The organism is Saccharopolyspora sp. NPDC003752, from assembly GCF_053605825.1.
Window position 1 is genome coordinate 35,651 of the sequence record NZ_JBSGJZ010000038.1, and the last position, 17,311, is coordinate 52,961.

At 71.6% G+C, this 17,311-nt stretch carries 14 protein-coding genes; 7 read left to right on the forward strand and 7 right to left on the reverse strand.

Annotation, left to right across the window (positions count from 1 at the left end; translation table 11 throughout):
• Window positions 1-36 precede the first annotated feature (36 nt).
• Both ACWEV3_RS34370 and ACWEV3_RS34375 read right to left on the reverse strand, forming a co-directional pair.
• Complete coding sequence (locus ACWEV3_RS34370; RefSeq protein ID WP_452617885.1) at window positions 37-948, reverse strand: DNA-3-methyladenine glycosylase family protein; 912 nt, start codon at window positions 946-948, stop codon at window positions 37-39.
• 22 nt (window positions 949-970) lie between these two features.
• Window positions 971-2,068 (reverse strand): sugar phosphate nucleotidyltransferase, encoded by a 1,098-nt coding sequence (locus ACWEV3_RS34375; protein ID WP_452617886.1) that lies wholly within the window; start codon window positions 2,066-2,068, stop codon window positions 971-973.
• Window positions 2,069-2,239: 171 nt separating this feature from the next.
• Between ACWEV3_RS34375 and ACWEV3_RS34380 the strand changes: the two genes are divergently transcribed.
• The gene (locus tag ACWEV3_RS34380) at window positions 2,240-2,587 is read left to right on the forward strand and encodes a hypothetical protein (protein WP_358580968.1); all 348 of its coding nucleotides are present in this window, start codon (window positions 2,240-2,242) and stop codon (window positions 2,585-2,587) included.
• A gap of 50 nt (window positions 2,588-2,637) precedes the next feature.
• Here the strand turns inward: ACWEV3_RS34380 and ACWEV3_RS34385 are convergent, their stop codons facing one another.
• The 3 genes from ACWEV3_RS34385 to ACWEV3_RS34395 all read right to left on the reverse strand — a co-directional run bounded on the left by ACWEV3_RS34385 (window position 2,638) and on the right by ACWEV3_RS34395 (window position 6,010).
• Complete coding sequence (locus ACWEV3_RS34385; protein ID WP_452617887.1) at window positions 2,638-3,498, reverse strand: glycosyltransferase family 2 protein; 861 nt, start codon at window positions 3,496-3,498, stop codon at window positions 2,638-2,640.
• Window positions 3,499-3,654: 156 nt separating this feature from the next.
• Window positions 3,655-4,785 (reverse strand): glycosyltransferase family 4 protein, encoded by a 1,131-nt coding sequence (locus ACWEV3_RS34390; RefSeq protein ID WP_452617921.1) that lies wholly within the window; start codon window positions 4,783-4,785, stop codon window positions 3,655-3,657.
• Window positions 4,786-4,888: 103 nt separating this feature from the next.
• On the reverse strand, window positions 4,889-6,010 hold the full coding sequence (locus ACWEV3_RS34395; RefSeq protein WP_452617888.1) for a glycosyltransferase family 4 protein: 1,122 nt from the start codon (window positions 6,008-6,010) through the stop codon (window positions 4,889-4,891).
• Between the two features lie 220 nt (window positions 6,011-6,230).
• On the opposite strand from ACWEV3_RS34395, the gene ACWEV3_RS34400 reads away from it, so the two are divergent.
• The 4 genes from ACWEV3_RS34400 (at window position 6,231) to ACWEV3_RS34415 (ending at window position 11,806) form a co-directional block, all read left to right on the forward strand.
• On the forward strand, window positions 6,231-7,178 hold the full coding sequence (locus ACWEV3_RS34400) for a glycosyltransferase family 2 protein (protein WP_452617890.1): 948 nt from the start codon (window positions 6,231-6,233) through the stop codon (window positions 7,176-7,178).
• 287 nt (window positions 7,179-7,465) lie between these two features.
• On the forward strand, window positions 7,466-9,973 hold the full coding sequence (locus ACWEV3_RS34405) for a glycosyltransferase (protein WP_452617891.1): 2,508 nt from the start codon (window positions 7,466-7,468) through the stop codon (window positions 9,971-9,973).
• A complete protein-coding gene (locus ACWEV3_RS34410) occupies window positions 9,963-11,012 on the forward strand; it encodes a glycosyltransferase family 4 protein (protein WP_452617892.1) in 1,050 nt (349 codons plus the stop codon). Before ACWEV3_RS34405 ends, ACWEV3_RS34410 begins: the two co-directional genes overlap by 11 nt.
• A 224-nt stretch (window positions 11,013-11,236) precedes the next feature.
• Complete coding sequence (locus tag ACWEV3_RS34415; protein WP_452617893.1) at window positions 11,237-11,806, forward strand: hypothetical protein; 570 nt, start codon at window positions 11,237-11,239, stop codon at window positions 11,804-11,806.
• Between the two features lie 171 nt (window positions 11,807-11,977).
• Here ACWEV3_RS34415 and rfbD read toward each other — a convergent pair whose 3' ends face one another.
• A complete protein-coding gene (rfbD, locus tag ACWEV3_RS34420; RefSeq protein WP_452617894.1) occupies window positions 11,978-12,895 on the reverse strand; it encodes a dTDP-4-dehydrorhamnose reductase in 918 nt (305 codons plus the stop codon).
• On the reverse strand, window positions 12,892-13,881 hold the full coding sequence (gene rfbB / locus ACWEV3_RS34425) for a dTDP-glucose 4,6-dehydratase (RefSeq protein WP_452617895.1): 990 nt from the start codon (window positions 13,879-13,881) through the stop codon (window positions 12,892-12,894). Before rfbB ends, rfbD begins: the two co-directional genes overlap by 4 nt.
• A 536-nt stretch (window positions 13,882-14,417) precedes the next feature.
• Between rfbB and ACWEV3_RS34430 the strand changes: the two genes are divergently transcribed.
• Both ACWEV3_RS34430 and ACWEV3_RS34435 read left to right on the forward strand, forming a co-directional pair.
• On the forward strand, window positions 14,418-15,854 hold the full coding sequence (locus tag ACWEV3_RS34430) for an LCP family protein (RefSeq protein ID WP_452617896.1): 1,437 nt from the start codon (window positions 14,418-14,420) through the stop codon (window positions 15,852-15,854).
• A 120-nt stretch (window positions 15,855-15,974) separates the two neighbouring features.
• Window positions 15,975-17,156, forward strand: a complete 1,182-nt coding sequence (locus ACWEV3_RS34435) for an LCP family protein (RefSeq protein WP_452617897.1) — start codon at window positions 15,975-15,977, stop codon at window positions 17,154-17,156.
• Window positions 17,157-17,311 lie beyond the last annotated feature (155 nt).

Genomic DNA, 17,311 nt, shown 5'->3' on the forward strand with positions numbered 1-17,311 from the left:
GCATAATAGCTGCATTTTGCAGTCGCGGCCAGCGCGTCACATGGTGCGGTAGTTGCGGACCGGCATTCTCGGGGCGTAGCGGGGGCGTTGGACGCCCGCCGCGCCCAGGTAGCGGACCGCTCGGTGGCGGTGGCCCTCGTACGGGGCCAGGGCTTCGAGCATTCCCTCGTCGTCCAGGGGGCGGCCGACCAGGGCCGTGCCGACGATCGTCGGCAGGTGGAAGTCTCCGACGCTGACCGCGTCCGGGTCGCCCCAGGCGCGCTGCGCGACCTCGGCCGCCGTCCACGGGCCGATGCCGGGCACCTTCTGCAGCAGTTCCCGTCCCTCGACGCCGCGCAGCTCGACCGCCCGTTCCAGCCTTCCGGCCACCGATGCGGCGGCGAGCAGCGTGCGGCGACGGGCTCCGTCGATGCCCGCCCGATGCCACTCCCAGTCCCGGATCTGGCGCAGCTGCAACGGATCCGGTGCCGCCCAGAGCCCGTCGACCGGTCCCGGAGCGCGGCTGCCGAAGCGCCGGCAGAGCTCCCGCCAGGACCGCCACGCCTCCCGGTTGGTGACCTTCTGCTCCAGCACCGCGGCGACCAGGACGTCCCAGACCCGGCCCGATGCGCACAACCGCACGCCCCGCGATGCGCGCCGACCGCGCTCCACGACGTCGTGCACCGCGACGAAACCGCTGTCGTCGTCGGAAGCGCCGAGCAGGTCCGGCACGTTGTCCAGCACGAAGCTCGCACCCTGCCCCCACGCCGTCGCGGTCACGGTTCCGGCGTGATCCTTCTGCAACCGCAGCGTCGTCGGGCCGACCTGGGTCGTGGTTGCCCACCACACCTCGCCCGAGGCGTCCACGCGCGTGGTCGGATCGCCGTTCCCCCGGCGCAACGGGGCCAGCACCCGCGGCAGGTCCAGCGGATGCGGCGGGCGCCAGGTCCGGGTCAGGGCATCGCTCATGGTCCCCCGACCGTACGCCGGCTCAGTCCGCGGAGAAGCGGACGCCGCCGGCCGGCAGCTCGACGCCGGGCCAGACCCGCGCCCCGCCCAGCAGCTCGCAGTCGGCACCGATCCGCGCGCCGTCACCGATGATCGCGTCGCGCAGCACGGCACCCGCGCCGATCGTCGCGTCGTTGCCGATCACGCACCGCTCGACCACCGCGTTCGGCTCGATGCGCACGCCTTCGAAGAGCACCGATTCCGCAACGCGCGCACCGGATTCCACGGTGCTGCCCGCGCCGATCGCGCTGCCCCCGCAGACTTCCGCGTCGGCGGCGATCTCCGCGCCGTGCAGCACCAGCGCTTCGCCGCGCTCGCCCGGCAGCGCGTTCGACGGGGCCACGCCGAGGACCAGGTCCGCGGAAGCCCGGACGAACGCCTCCGGGGTTCCCATGTCCAGCCAGTACGAGGTGTCGACGTGGCCCTGCACGCGCGCGCCGGACGCGAGCAGTTCCGGGAACGTCTCGCGCTCCACCGACACCGGCCGACCAGCCGGGATCGTGTCGATCACCTCGCGGCGGAACACGTAGCAACCCGCGTTGATCTGGTCGACCGGCGGGTTCTCGGTCTTCTCCAGGAACGCCGTGACCCGCCCGTCCGCGTCGGTGGGCACGCAGCCGAAGCGGCGCGGATCGGCGACCTTGACCAGGTGCAGCGTCACATCCGCCGCGGCGCTGCGGTGCGTTTCCAACAGGTCCGTGAGATCCACGCCGGAGAGGATGTCTCCGTTGAACACCAGCACGTCGTCGGCGCTGAGCCGGTCCGCGACGTTGCGGATCGCGCCCGCGGTGTCCAGCGGCTCCGGCTCGACGACGTACTCCAGTCGCAGGCCGAGTTCGGATCCGTCACCGAAGTGCTCGGCGAACACCTCCGCCTTGTAGGACGTGCCGAGCACCACGTGCTCGATGCCGGCAGCCCGGATCCGGGACAGCAGGTGGCTCAGGAACGGGACTCCGGCGGTCGGCAGCATCGGCTTGGGCGCCGACAGGGTCAGAGGCCGCAGCCGCACGCCCCGACCACCTACCAGCACGACCGCTTCCGCCGTCGGCGACGCGGCCGGGTCCTGCGCATCCGCGGACATCGGCGTTGATCCTCCTCTACCTGATGCACTTCAGTGACGAAAACCCATTGGGGGGAATACTCTGGCAGGGGCAACGGCATAATGAGCACTGGGCTCGCCCGCAGCGGCCGCGCCCAGTCCGACGTCCGCCAACGCGGACCACCGACTGCGAACGACTGAGAGGGCATCCCCATGGACCCGCGCCTCCGAGCCGACGAAGCACTTGCTCGCGCGCGGGCACGCGGCGCGTTCGTCGTCACCCCCGACAATGCCACCTCGCCGATGGATGCCGCGAGCACCGTGCGCATCCCGCGCGAGGTCGTCAGCCAGGCCGACCCGGCGGACACCACGCAGGTGCTGCCCGGCGGTCACCCCCGGCAGCAGCCGCAGCGGCAGGAGCCCCAGCACGGCGGCTGGCCGACCGAGGATTACGAGCAGGGCCAGCAGAATCTGCCGCCGAACCCGTACCACGCGCAGCGCGCCCCGCACGAGTTCGGGCCGCTGGGTTCGCAGGCCGGCCAGCACTACCACCAGCACTAGGGCTGTTCTGCACGCGGCGTCAGCCGGTTGAAGTGCGGGACTCACAGTCGTCAGCGGGCCGCGATGCGGGCGCGCGCGGTCAGCGCCACGCGCAGGGCGAGGCGCAGCGGCGCCCAGGCCGGCCCCGGGTAGCGGTCGGCAAGGTAGCGGTAGGCGCTGCGGTGGTGCTCGACGAGCATCCGCTTGGAGGCGCCCGCAGTGGAGTGCCCGCCGATGTGCATGATCTCCGCGCTCGGCACGTAGACGTTCAGCCAGCCCTTCTTCCCGAGCCGGTCGCCGAGGTCGACGTCTTCGAAGTACATGAAGTAGCGCGGGTCGAAGCCGTCGATGGAGTCGAAGGCCTCGCGGCGCAGCAGCAGGCAGGAGCCGGACAGCCAACCGGCGGGCCGCTCGGTGATCGTCGTCTCGGACTGGTGGTAGGCGCGGGACCACGGGTTCTTCGGCCAGATCTTGGCGAACACCGCGTGCCCGGCGCCGCGGCCGATCGACGGCAGCAGCCGCGCCGACGGGTAGACCTCGCCGGTCGGCTCCTTGATCAGCGGGCCGAACGATCCGCCGCGCGGCCAGCGCTTCGCCGCGTCCAGCAGTTCGTCGAGCGAGCCCGGCTGCCACTCCAGGTCCGGGTTGGCGATCACGACCCAGCCGAATTCGTCGCCGAGCTCGGCGACGCCGCGGTTGGCCGCGCCGCCGTAGCCGAGGTTGCCACCGGTCGGCACGAAGTCGACGTTCGCCCGCTCCGCGGCTGCCCGTTCGGGCACGCCGTCGGTCGAGGTGTTGTCGGCGAGGATCACCCGGACCGAGCGCTCCGTCGCCTTGGCCAAGGTGTCGAGGAACTGCTCCAGGGTCTCGCCCGGGGAGTAGGTCACGGTGACAACGGCGACTTCATCGCCGTAGGTGCGAGCGTCGGTCACACCGATACATTCTGCCGAACGGCGCAGACCGGACGGCCACCCGACCGCAGTTCCCCGCGAGCACGCCGACGGAGACTCCGTTTCCACTGGTCAGGCCCCGCGAGCACGTTGTGTCGCGATAGCAGCGCAAAACGCTCACGAGCAGGCGGAACCGATCTAACGGGTCCTGGTGTGGATGTGGTGGGCCCTGGCGAATGCCTCTCGGTGCTGCGTCGCGCAGGCCGCCCAGGTGAACTCCTTCGCCCGGCGATGGGCCGCCGCGGCGAGCGCGGCACGGCGGGCCGGGTCGTCCAGCAGCTCGGTCAGGCCGTTGGCGATCTCGCCCGCCCCCACCCCGCAGTAGGCGACGGCGTCGCCGCCGACCTCCGGGAGGCTCAGCCGCCGCGTGGTGAGCACCGCGGCGCCGCAGGCCATCGCCTCCAGCACGGGTAAGCCGAAGCCCTCGCCGATGCTCGGGTAGGCGACCAGGTGCGCGCCGCCGAGGAACCCGGCGAGCTGGTCGAACGGCAGGTAACCGGCCCGGATCACCCGGATCCGGTGCGGCACGGCCTCCAGCGCCCGTTCCACGCGGGTGTCCCAACCCGGCTGACCGGCCAGCACCAGCGCGGGCGAGTCGGCGCGGCCCTGGCAGGCGATCGTGAAGCCGCGGATCAGCGCGGGCACGTTCTTGCGCGGCTCCAGCGCGCCGAGGAAGGCGACGTAGGGCTGGTCGTGCAGGCTCAGCCGGTCGCGCACCTCCTGGATCTCCTCCGGGGTCGGCGGGTGGAACCGGTCCGGGTCGACGCCGTGGTACATGACCGGCATCCGGGCGCGGTCGGCGCCGACGGATCGGGCCAGCTCGGCCGCGGTCGCCTTGCTCGGCACGATGCACAGCGTCGCGCGGCGCAGCGCGGTGCGCGTCCACGCGCGGAAGAACCTGGCCTTGACCGGCGAGTGCACCGCGGGGTTGGTGAAGAACGTCGCATCGTGCAGCGTGACCACCGATGCGGCCGGGTTGGCCAGCGGGGTCGTGTAGTGCGGCGAGTGCAGCACGTCGACCCCGAGCCGGCGCACCAGCAGCGGCAGGGTCGTCTGCTCCCAGGTCAGGCGGGCCGTGCGGGTGGCGACGGCCTCGGTGGCGGGCACCACGTCGGTGCGCGGGGCGATGGCCGCGTACAGCTCCGCGTCGCGGGGCTGGCAGGCGACCGTGAGCCGGGCACCGTCCGCGTCCAGGGCAGCCAGCAGGGAGTCGACGTATCGGCCGACGCCGCCTCGATCCGCTGGTACTGCGGTGGCGTCGATGAGGATGTGCGGCTCGCCTCTGTGCACCAGAGCAGATTACGGTGCGGATGGGTGAACCTGCGCCGAGTCGGCGAAAATGTGTTCTGCCCTGCTCTGCCCGGTGAAGGTCCTAGTCGGCGCCGCCGGGATCCCCAGATCGGGTGACGATGTCGAGGTGCTGCCGCCAGACCTGCCGCGCCGCTCGTGACCAGGTGAAATCCGCGACCCGTCGAGAACCCGCGGCGATCAGCCCGGCCCGCCACTCGGGGTCGTCGACGACCGCGCGCAGGGCGGCGGCGAGCGCAGCCGGGTCGGCTCGCGGCACCGTCACACCCGCCCCGCCCGCGACCTCCACGAGCGCAGGTGCGTCGGAGTGCACGATCGGCACACCGAGCGCCATCGCTTCGACGAGCGGGAGGCCGAAGCCTTCCGCGAGGCTCGGCGCGGCCAGCGCCGTCGCGTTCCGCAGCAGCGCCGCGAGTTCGGCGTCGGACACCGACTCCAAAACCCGCACATCTTCCGCTCCGCAGTCGGCGGCGATCCGCAGCACGTCGACATCGCCCCAGCCACGGCGGCCGACGATCAGCAGCGGCACATCCGGCGCCGCGGGCTCGGCCATCGCCCGCACCAGGTGTTCGTAGCCCTTGCGCGGCTCGATCGTGCCTATCGCCAGCACGTACCGCTCGGGCAGCGCCAGCCGGGCGGCGATGGCCGGGTCGGGTTCGGCCAGCAACGACGGCGTGACGCCTTCGCCGATGACCTCCAGCCTCGCGTTGACCGGGACTCGCTCCGCGAGGTCCGCCGCCACGACGGCCGTCGGCACTACCAGCGCGTCGGCGTGCCGCGCGGCCCGGGCGATCGCCCGCCGGTGCCAGGAAACACCGCGCGGCGTCAGGGTTTCCGGATGCGTCCACGGAACCGTGTCGTGCACCGTCACCACCAGGCCCCGCCCGCGCTTCGCGGGCGGCGCGAGCGGCGTCATGGCGTGCACCGAGTCACCGCCCGGCCAGAACGGGACGCCGCGTTCCCAGGCCGCGATCAGCGCGCGCCGCGGCAGCGGCAGCATCCGAGGCCCGAGCACGCCGGGCACCCGTGCGGCCTCGGGATCACCGCCGCGGCTGATCACGCTGCTCAGCTCCCACCCGCTCGGCGCGGTTCCGGCCATCGCGCGCAGCAGTTCCCGCGTGTAGCGGCCGGTTCCGCCGGGAACCGGCGCGAGCAGCTGCTCGGCGATCGTGACTAGCTCGGGCACCCGCCCAGCTTCCCACGCCGCCGCGGCGCCGGAGTCCCATCGCGGGCGGGGCGCAGCTTCGCGAGGAGTCGCACCGGTCCGGGGCGATGAGACCCGCGACGGTCCGTAGCTTCTGCACATCACTCCGTGAGTGGCCGGACGGTTTCGCGAGAACTCGGCCATCGCGAAATTGCGCCACCAGCGGCGGGCACCGGATCGCTGGTGCGTAACGTCTTCGGGCGTGACGGCGTCGGAACGGGTGCGCAGCACCGTTGTCGTGGTGACCTGGCGGGGACGGGACCACATCGAGGCGTGCCTGGACGCGCTGGCGGCCCAGGAGCGTCCACATCGGACACTTGTGGTCGACAACGCCTCCGACGACGGCACGGCCGGCCTGATCGCCGCCCACCCGTCGGCGCCGGAGGTCCTGCGGCTACGCCGCAACACCGGCTACGCCGGCGGGATCGCCGCTGCGCTCGACCGAATCCACACTCCTTACGTCGCGTGGCTCAACGACGACGCTGCGCCAGCCTCCGGCTGGCTCGCGGCGCTCGAAGCCGCGCTCGACGCGGACGGCTCCGCCGCCGCAGCGTCCTCCGTGCTCCGCACGCCGGACGGCCGGGTGCAGTCCGCCGGCGTGCGCCTCACGGCCGACGGCCACGGCGCTGACGCGCCTGATGCCTCCGGTGGCGTGTTCGGCTTCTGCGGCGGGGCGGCGCTGTTGCGCACCGCGCACCTCCGTTCCGCCGGCGGTGTTCCGGCTCACTTCTTCTGCTATTACGAGGACACCGACACTGCGTGGCGGCTGCGCCTCGCGGGGCACCGGATCGTCCCGGCGGCCGATGCCACCGCCTCGCACCTGCACGGTGCGACGACGCTGCCGGGTTCGGCGCTGTTCCACCGCTGGAACGAGCGGAATCGCCTGCTCACCCTGCTTCGCTGCGCTCCCGCTCCGGTCGCGGCGCGGGAGCTCGCCCGCTTCGCGGCGATCACTCTCGCCCTGCCGTTGCGCCGGGCGACCGGGGCTCGTTCCGTTCCCGACGCGGCGAACTTCCGCGCCGCCTTGCGGCTCCGCGTGCTGGCCGAGGTCGCGGCCGGTCTACCGGCGGCGCTCCGCGCCCGGCGACAGATCGGCCGTGCGGCGCGGGTTCCGCGGCGCGAGGTCTGGAACACCTGGGCAGGAGCCTGAACCCGGCACCGTCACCAGCCGACGAGCGAACGGCCCGTTCACCTCGCTAGACGGAGTCAACAGGCCGCTCACACCACCCAACACGCCGACCCGCGCCGACACGCCCCGGCATGTCCTGATCCCACCACAGCTGCGATCCAAACCGTCCTGCGAGCGCTACGTGCGAGGCGAGCGGTCCGTTCACCTCGTGAGGCGGGTCGCTCCGCCCCGGGCGGCCAGGTGTCGGGATGGCCGCGTTTTCCGAACACCCCGCAGGCTGCGCCGGGGGATGGTGCACGCTTTAGGGCGTGGCTGAATTGTCCGACAGCACCCTGCCCGTCGTGTCGGTGATCGTGGTCAACTACCGCGGCGCGGACGACACCATCACCTGCCTGCGCGCGCTCCGCGACGAGCTCGACTACCCGGCCGACCGGCTGGAGGTGATCTGCGTCGACAACGCCTCCGGCGACGGCAGCGCCGAGCGGATCCGCGCCGCCGCTCCGGAGGTGCGGCTGATCGAGTCGGACACCAACCGCGGGTTCGCCGGCGGGTGCAACCTCGCCGCCCGCAGCGCCACCGGCCAGGTGCTGGCCTTCCTCAACAACGACGCCAAACCGGATCGCGCCTGGGTGCGCGCGGCCGTCGCGGTGCTGCGGTCGGAGCCGACGGTGGGCGCGGTCGCCAGCAAGGTCCTGGACTGGGAGGGCCGCCACATCGACTTCGTCGACGGCGGGCTGACCTGGTTCGGGATGGGCTACAAGCGCCACGCGGGCGAGGTCGACGACGGCTCGCACGACGCGGCCCACGACGTGCTGTTCGGCACCGGTTCGGCGCTGTTCGTGCGGGCCGAGCTGTTCGCCGCGCTCGACGGCTTCGACGAGCGCTTCTTCATGTTCTACGAGGACGTCGACCTCGGCTGGCGGCTGAACTTGCGCGGCTGGCGGGTCCGCTACGAACCGGGTTCGCTGACGTTCCACCGCCACCACGCCTCGATGGCCGAGGTCTCCTCGGCCCGCGAGCACTACCTGCTGGAGCGCAACGCGCTCGCCGCGCTGTACAAGAACGTCTCCGACGAGACCCTGGCCAAGGCGCTGCCCGCCGCGATGGCGCTGGCCGTGCGTCGGGCCACCGCGCGCGGCGAGATCGACCCGACCCAGCTGGAGATCACCCGGCGCGGCGACAGCGAGGACGACAGCCCGGTCCCGATCGACCGGTCCGCGCTGGCCGGGATGCTGGCGATCGACCAGTTCGTCGAGCTCCTGCCGTCGCTGAAGGAGTCCCGCGAGGAGGAGCAGCGGGCGCGGGTGCGCACCGACGCCGACCTGGTTCCGTTGATGCGCAAGGCGATGGAGCCCGCCTACCCGCTGCCGCGCTATCTCGCCGCGCACGACGCGCTGGTCGAGGCGTTCGGGCTGGACGAGCTCTTCGGCCGCCCCCGGAAGGTCGTGGTGATCACCGGCGACGCGGTCACCGAGCGGATGGCCGGCCCGGCGATCCGCGCGTGGCACATGGCCGAGGTGCTCTCCGCGGAGCACGAGGTGCGGCTGGTCAGCGTCAACGCGCTGGTCAGCCCGCCGGAGTCCCGCTTCGCCGTGGTCGCGGCGAAACCGCGCGAGCTCGGCGCCCACGTCGACTGGGCGGACGTCGTGGTGCTGCAGGGCCACGTGCTGGAGATGGTGCCGGCGCTCAAGAACGTCGAGTCCACCAAGATCGTGATCTGCGACGTCTACGACCCGATGCACCTGGAACTGCTGGAGCAGGGCCGCGACACCGACGACGAGCGCCGCGCGAAGGACCTGGCCGGGGTCACCAAGGTGCTCAACACCCAGCTGCAGCGCGGCGACTTCTTCCTCTGCGCCTCGGAACGGCAGCGGCACTTCTGGCTGGGCCACCTCGCATCGCTGGGCCGGTTGACCCCCGGCCTGTACGACAACGACCCCACCGTCCGCTCGCTGCTGTCGGTCGTGCCGTTCGGCCTGCCGTCGGTGGCGCCGCGCCGCACCGGCCCGGCGATCAAGGGCAACCGGCCCGGCATCGCCGCCGAGGACAAGGTCGTGCTGTGGGCGGGCGGCGTCTACAGCTGGTTCGACCCGCTGACGCTGCTGCACGCGGTGCACCGGCTTTCCCACCAGCACAACGACGTCCGGCTGTTCTTCCTCGGCATGAAGCACCCGAACCCGGACGTGCCGGAGATGGGCATGGCCGGGCAGACCCGCGGCCTGGCCCGCCGGCTCGGGCTGACCGACAAGTTCGTGTTCTTCAACGAGACGTGGGTGCCCTACGGCGAGCGGCAGAACTACCTGCTCGACGCGGATTGCGGCGTCACCACGCACTTCGAGCACGTGGAGACGACGTTCGCCTTCCGCACCCGCGTGCTGGACTACCTGTGGTCCGGGCTGCCGGTGGTGACCACCGACGGCGACTCGTTCGCCGACCTGGTGCGCGAGGAGGGCATCGGCGTCGTGGTCCCGGCCGAAGATCCGGACGCGCTGGCCGCGGCGCTGGAGAAGGTGCTCTACGACGAGGAGTTCGCCGCCGAGTGCCGCCGCCGCATCGCCCCGGTCCGCGAGCGGTTCACCTGGGAGTCCGTGCTGGCGCCGCTGACCGAGTTCTGCCGCGACCCGCGCCCGGCCGCCGACCGGCTGAAGGCGAGCGCGCCGCTCGTGCGCAGCCCGCAGCTGAACCGCGTCGAGACGGCGCGCCGCGACATCGCGCTGCTGCGCGAGTACCTCGACGCGGGCGGCCCGCTGGAGGTCGCGAAGCGGGCGACCGGGCGGCTCCGGCGGCTCGCCGGCGAGCGGTTCCGTGGGCGCTGACCTGCGCGTCCTGCTGGACGGCACGCCGCTGCTCGGTCGGCGCACCGGAATCGGGCGCTACACCGCGTCCCTGGTCGGCGAGCTCGCGGCCCTGGTGGACGTTCGGCTGATCGGGTTCACCACCCGGGGCTGGCGGGAGCTGCGTTCGCTGGCACCGGACGGAACGCGCGCGGTAGGGCCGCCGATTCCGGCGCGGGTGCTGCGGAAGCTCTGGCAGCGCGGCGCTTTCCCGCCCGTCGAACTGCTCGGCGGGTCGGCGCAGGTGGTGCACGGAACGAACTTCGTGCTGCCGCCATCGATCCGGGCGGGCGGCGTCGTGACGGTGCACGACCTGGCGTTCCTGGACGATCCGTCGCTGGCCGAACCCGACTTGCCCGATCTCGTGCGGAGTTCCGCGCGGCGGGCGCGGGTGGTGTGCACGCCGACAGCCGCGGTGGCCGACGCCGTCAGCGCCCGGCTCGACGTGCCTCGGGAGAGGGTCCTGGTGACTCCGCTCGGCGTCGATCCCGAGTGGTTCTCCGCGGCGCCCATGGATTCCGAGTTGGAAGTCCACTATGGACTTCCGTCGGAGTACCTGCTGTTCGTCGGCGCCGAAGGTCCCCGCAAGGGGCTTCCGACGCTGCTCGAAGCCCACGGCCCAGACCTGCCCCCACTGGTCATCGCGGGCCCCGGAGAGCCGGGCAGCCGGGGCGGCGTGATCCGCACCGGTTACCTCCCCGACGAGCACCTGCGCCGCCTGGTCGCCGGCGCCGCCGCGCTCGTATTGCCTTCGCGCGATGAGGGATTCGGCCTGCCGGCGCTGGAAGCCATGGCCTGCGGAACGCCGGTGGTGTGCTCGGACATCCCGGCCCTCCGCGAAGTCACGGCGGGCCAAGCGATCCTCGCGCCCCACGGCGACCCGGCGGCCCTCGGCGAAGCCCTGCACCGAGCCCTGACCAACCCGCCGAACGCGGAAAACGCCCGCACCCGAGCCAAAACCTTCACCTGGCGGGCCTGCGCGGAAACCACGATCACGGCCTACCAACGCGCAACGACCTGAACACACCCCGAAAAAGCGTCAGGCCAGGCTCCCGGTAATGCCCCGGGTCACCTGGCCTTCCTTCCGTCTCCCCCGCGGGATCAGGCGCCGCCATCATGCCCGCCGCGAAGGCTGTCGAGCTCCCAATTCTGCCTAAAATTGGGAAAACCACCGCATCAGGCGATCACCAGAAGGTCCCGTATCGCTCGAAAGAGAATTCGACCGGCCCGTTACCGTGATCCCTCGTGCCTGTTGCATACGGCGACGAGTCCTTCCGGGAACATCCGGAGCACGGCTTCTACGTGCTCACAGGCGTCCTCTTTGAACCCCCAACCCTTGCCGATGCTTGTGAAGCGTTGTTAGCACTCCGCGGCAAGCACCGAAAGCTCCATTGGTACGACATGGGCCCCGTCGAGCAATTGCGCATAGTCAAGAAGCTGGCCGATCTCGACGGAATGCATGTCGTCGTCATCGGCTCTCCCGTACCTATCCAGAAGCAGGAAAGGGCTCGCGCCAAGTGCCTGACGAGCCTCGTCGTCGAGCTACACGGTTTCGGGGTTGACACTCTGCTGCTCGAGGCCCGGTCTGCGAACCTCAACCGACGCGACGTGCGAACCGTGACCGCAGCCAGGCAAAGCCTTCTCCCGACAAGGGCACGATTTCACGTCGATCATTGTTCGGGCGCTGTCGAGCCCCTTCTTTGGGCCGCTGACGCCATCGCAGGCATTTGCCGCGCCGCACGTCTCGGTCGCTCCGAGTACCGCGACATGCTGGCCGATCACGTGTACGACGTAGAGATCGACACGGGCTGCTGAAGCTAGAAAGACGTCAGGCCAGGCTCCCAGTAATACCCCGGGTCACCTGGCCTTCCTTCCTCGCCCCCACGGGGCTCGGCAGTGCCCATTATGCACGTCGTCCCGGCCTCGCACCAGCCGTTATGGGGCTGGAACGGCCTTTCGGGGTCGGCTTCACCGGCTCAGGTGACGTCACCTTCCCCTGAGGGCCTCGCCGTCCGCTTCGAAGGCCGCCGCCAGGGCTTCTCGCCAGGGGCGCATCGGGGTCAGGCCCGCTTCTCGCCAGGCCGCGTCGGACAGGACCGAGTAGGCCGGCCGCGGCGCCGGGAGCGGGAAGTCCGCCGTCGTGCACGGGTTCACCCGGTTCTCGTCCGCACCCAGTTCCGCGAAGATCGCCCGGGCGAACTCGAACCAGCTCGCCTGGCCGGAATTGGTGCAGTGCAACACCTTCTGCTTCGGATCCCGGCGCTCGGCGACCTGCCCGGCCAGTTCCAGCAGGCCGTTCGCCAGGTCCGCCGCCCAGGTCGGCGAGCCGATCTGATCGTCCACAACGGACAGCGAGTCCCGCTCGCCGGACAGGCGGATCATCGTCTTCACGAAGTTCCCGCCGCGCGCGCCGTACACCCACGCCGTGCGCACCACCCAGGCCCGCGCGCCGGATTCCAGCACCGCCTGCTCGCCTTCGAGCTTCGTGCGCCCGTACACCGAGCGCGGCCCGGTCGGGTCCGCCGGCTCGTACGGCCGGGTCCCGTCGCCCGGGAACACGTAATCCGTCGACACGTGCAGCAGCGGCAGGCCGCTGGCCCGGCAGGCCTTCGCCAGGTCGGCGGCGCCTCCGGCGTTGATCCGGGCCGCGCGATCCGGGTCGGACTCGGCCGCGTCCACTCCCGTGTAGGCCGCGGCGTTGATCACCACTGGTTCCAGTTCGGCGTCCTTCGCCGCCTCCGCGAACGCCCCCACCGCGTCGGCGATCTCCTCGGCGTCGGTGATGTCCAGCTCCTTGGAGCCGGGCGCGTGCACCAGCGCGCCGGGCCGCGCGGCGAGGATGCGGGCCAGCTCCGAGCCGAGCTGGCCGCGGCCGCCCGGGACCAGCACGGCGAGGCGGCTCACTTCGCCGCCTCCGCGCGGGCCTTCAGCGGCTCCCACCAGTCGCGGTTCTCCTGGTACCAGCGAACCGTCTCGCGCAGTCCGGTCTCGAAGTCGACCTGCGGCCGGTACCCCAGTTCCTGGACGATCTTGCCGTGGTCCACCGAGTAACGGCGGTCGTGGCCCTTGCGGTCCACCACCGGCCGCACCATCGACCAGTCCACGCCGAGTTCGGCCAGCAGCCGCTCGGTCAGTTCCTTGTTGGTCAGCTCGGTGCCGCCGCCGATGTTGTAGATCTCGCCCGGCCGCCCGGATTCGGCCACCAGCTGGATTCCCCGGCAGTGGTCGCCGACGTGCAGCCAGTCGCGCACGTTGAGCCCGTCGCCGTAGAGCGGCACCTGGGCGCCGTCCATCAGGTTCGTGATGAACAGCGGCAGCACCTTCTCCGGGAACTGGTAGGGCCCGTAGTTGTTGGAGCAGCGGGTGATGCACACCGGCAGGCCGTGCGTGCGGTGGTAGGCGCGGGCCAGCAGGTCCGAGCCCGCCTTCGCCGCCGAGTACGGCGAATTCGGCTCCAGCGCGTGGTCCTCGGGCCAGGAGCCTTCGTCGATGGAGCCGTAGACCTCGTCGGTGGACACGTGCACGAACTTGCCGACCCCGGCGTCGAGCGCGGCCTGCAGCAGCACGTTCGTGCCGACGACGTTGGTGAGCACGAAGGCGTCCGAGCCGGTGATCGACCGGTCCACGTGGGTTTCGGCGGCGAAGTGCACGACCACGTCCACGTCGGTGATCAGGCCGCCGACCAGCTCGCGATCGCAGATGTCGCCGCGGACGAACTTCAGCCGCGGGTTGTCCGCTACCGGCGCCAGGTTCGCCTCGTTGCCCGCGTAGGTGAGTTTGTCGAGCACGATCACATCGGCATCGGAGAACGCGGGATACGCGCCGCTGAGGAGCTGCCGAACGTAGTGCGAGCCGATGAAGCCGGCCCCACCGGTGACCAGAATCCGCATTGCGCCCTTCCTCGCCGGGTTTGCCGCGGCCCGCAGCGGGCCCGCGTCCGCAGTCTGGCATGACACGGCGCGCTACGACGCAGGTTCCCGCGTTACTCAGCGTCACAAAGGCGTCTAACCCTTATGAGGGATGTCACCCCTGTTACTGGGAGCTGCCCACCCGCCCCAGGTTCACCGCTAGCCTGCAACCGGAACACGAGCAAAATCACTTCGCCAACATGTAACGCTCGCCGACAGGCCAAGGAGGATTCGGCGTGGAGGACCGGCCGAGGTGGCCAGGTGGCCCGCAGGGCCAGCCCGGTAGATCCGTGCCGCCCCGCGGCCCTGGTGGACAGGGCCGGCCGGCGTCCGGCGGCACCCCGTCGGGCGGGCGGCGCGGTGGCGCTGCCCCGCCGCCCGGCGGCCCCGGCCGCAGGCCAGCGCAGAGTGACGCCCGGCGCCGCTCGTCCCCCCGTTCGGGTCACGAGGAGGTCCCCCCGGAAGGCGACGTCTGGCAGCGGCGGCGCAACCACCGGGGCGCGCGGAACTTCGGCCGGGTGCTGTTCGCGCTGCTGTCCGTGCTGGTGCTGAGCACCACCGGGTTCGGCTGGGCCATGTTCCGGCCCGGGGCCGGCGGCACCTCCACCGCCGATGTCATCGGCAAGGGCTTGAGCGCCCCGGACGGCGCCACCGACATCCTGCTGATCGGCAACGACAGCCGCAACGACGCCTTCGGCAATCCGCTGCCCGACAACGTGCTTCGCGAGCTGCGCACCAGCTACGACGGCGGTGACCTCACCGACGCGATGATCCTGGTCCGCATCCCCAACGGCGGGCAGAGCGCCAGCGCTATCTCCTTCCCCCGCGACACCCTCGTCGACGTCGGTCTCGGGGAGGGCAAGACCAAGCTCACCGAGACGATGAACCGCGGCAAGCACGCCGAGATGGCGAAGCTGAAGAAGGAAGGCGTCACCGACCCGAAGGAGCTGGAGGAGAAGTCCCGGCTGGCCGGCAAGCAGCTGCTGCTGAAGACCATCGAGGACATCACCGGCGTCAGCATCGACCACTACGCCGAGGTCAACCTGCTCGGCTTCTACGACGTCACCAACGCCATCGGCGGCGTCGAGGTCTGCCTGCTCGAGGACACCAAGGACAAGGACTCCGGCGCGGACTTCCACGCGGGCAGGCAGACGATCCAGGGCGCCGACGCGCTGGCCTTCGTCCGCCAGCGGAAGGGCCTGATCAACGAGCTCGACCGCGGCAGGCGCCAGCAGGTCTTCGTGTCCGCGCTCGCCCGCAAGGTCATGTCCACCGGCACGCTGACCAACCCGGCGAAGCTGACCGAACTGGTCAACGCCATCCAGAAGTCGGTCATCCTCGACCCCGCGCTGGCCAACGACGTGCTCGGCTTCGCCCAGCAGATGCAGGGCATCGCGGGCGGGAACGTGCAGTTCTTCACCGCCCCGGTGCACCTCGTCGGCTCGTCCGGCTCGGAGGACGTCACGATCAAGATCCCGGAGGTCCGGCAGTTCGCCGCGGATCTGCTGCTGTCGCCGACCGAACGGCAGCAGAAGCAGGTCGCGATGCAGGCCCGGGCCGCGACCTCGGTCAGCGTCTACAACGCCTCCGGGGTCAGCGGGTTGGCCGCGCGGGTGCTCGAAGAGATCACCGGGCAGGGCTTCAAGGCCGGCGGCAGCTCCAACGCCGACACCATGGACCGCTCTGTCATCTACTACGCGACCGGCGAGGAGGCCGCCGCGAAGCAGGTCTCGGACGCCCTCGGCGGCGTGCCGACGGAGGTGCGCTCCAGCGTCGAGGCCGGCAGCGTCGAGGTCTACCTGGGCAAGGACTACAAGGGCCCGGGCACGCAGAACTTCGCTCCTGCCCAGACCGTCCAGCTCGACAGGCTGAGCCAAGCCGGTCCGCTCCTGGCCCAGCCGGCGACCGACGACGTGCCCTCGATCACCGCGGACGACGTGCCCTGCATTCGATGACCGGCGTCACACCGGCGGGGTGAGTGCGTCTCACCACCGAGGTTAATCGCCGGGCTGGCCCTCACGGGTTCCCCTGGCGGTTAACCTTGGTCGTCGGCACGCAACGGTTGGGGGAACGACGTGGGCGAACCGGAACGGGAACCGGAGGCGGCGGAGTCGGTCGGCCCGCAGCGGGCCGGGATCCGCATCGCCGGCCGCAGCCTCCTCGCGCTGGTCTCGGCCGTCGTGCTCGCCCTCACCGCCATCGGCTGGATCGTGGTGGACCGGCTCAGCGACGTCAGCTCCGCCAAGGTGCTCGCGGACGCGCCGCCGGGGCCGCCCGCCGACGACGGCGCGACGGACGTGCTGCTGGTCGGTAGCGACAGCCGCACCGACGCGCAGGGCAATCCGCTCCCGGAAAGCGTGCTGAAGCAGCTGCGCACCGAGGCCATCGGCGGGCTGAACACCGACAGCCTCGTGGTGATCCGGATCCCGCACAACACCGCGCAGCCGACCGCGGTTTCCATCCCGCGCGACACCTACACCGACGTGCCGGGCGGCCGGCCGGAGAAGATCAACGCCGTCTACGGGCTGACCAAGAGCGCCGCCGCGGAGCGGCTGCGGGGCGGCGGCATGCCGGAGTCGGAGATCGAGCACGCCGCGCGGCTCGCCGGGCAGCGCGCGCTCGTGCAGACCGTGCAGGGCCTCACCGGGGTGCGCATCGACCACTACGCGGAGCTCAACCTGGTCGGGTTCTTCGAGCTCACCGAGGCCGTCGGCGGCGTCGACGTCTGCCTGCAGCAGGCCACCAGCGACAAGGACTCCGGCGCCGATTTCGCCGCCGGGCGGCACACCATCAGCGGCGGCGACGCGCTGGCGTTCGTCCGGCAGCGGCACGGCCTGCCACGCGGCGACCTGGACCGGATCGTGCGCCAGCAGGTGTTCATGGCCGGGCTGGCGAACAAGGTGCTGTCCACCGGCACCCTCACCGACCCGGGGATGATCAACGATCTGGTGCAGGCGACCCGCCGCGCGGTGGTGCTCGACGAGGGCTGGGATCCGCTGGGTTTCGTGCAGCAGATGCAGGAACTGGCCGCCGGGCGGGTCACGTTCGTGACGCTGCCGGTGTCCGACTCGGGCGCCCGCGACGACCGCGGGCAGTACATCATCAACGTGGATCCGGCGGCTGCGCAGGGCTTCTTCGAGAGACTGACCAACCCGGACCCGCCGCGCCTGGCCCCGGCGGCGCGACTGCGCCTGGACGGCACCGCGCACGCCCAGCAGCCGATCACCTCCGACGGCGGGATCCCCTGCGTCAACTGACCTCGGACCGCTTCGAACGCGGTGCGTAGTGGCGATTTCGCGCGAAATCGCCGCGCCCAGCAGACTCCCGGCCGGTCGCTGCGAGGAGCACGGCCCCGCGCCCGGGGACTGGTCGTTCTGACAGATGGCGGCGGCGGGCTCCGCCGGGAAGCTGG

What these genes read in the sequence shown, in the direction of transcription:
- ACWEV3_RS34370 (WP_452617885.1), bottom strand. Translation starts at nt 948, where the DNA reads ATGAGCGATGCCCTGACCCGGACCTGGCGCCCGCCGCATCCGCTGGAC.
- ACWEV3_RS34375 (WP_452617886.1), bottom strand. Translation starts at nt 2,068, where the DNA reads ATGTCCGCGGATGCGCAGGACCCGGCCGCGTCGCCGACGGCGGAAGCG.
- ACWEV3_RS34380 (WP_358580968.1), top strand. Translation starts at nt 2,240, where the DNA reads ATGGACCCGCGCCTCCGAGCCGACGAAGCACTTGCTCGCGCGCGGGCA.
- rfbB (WP_452617895.1), bottom strand. Translation starts at nt 13,881, where the DNA reads ATGCGGATTCTGGTCACCGGTGGGGCCGGCTTCATCGGCTCGCACTAC.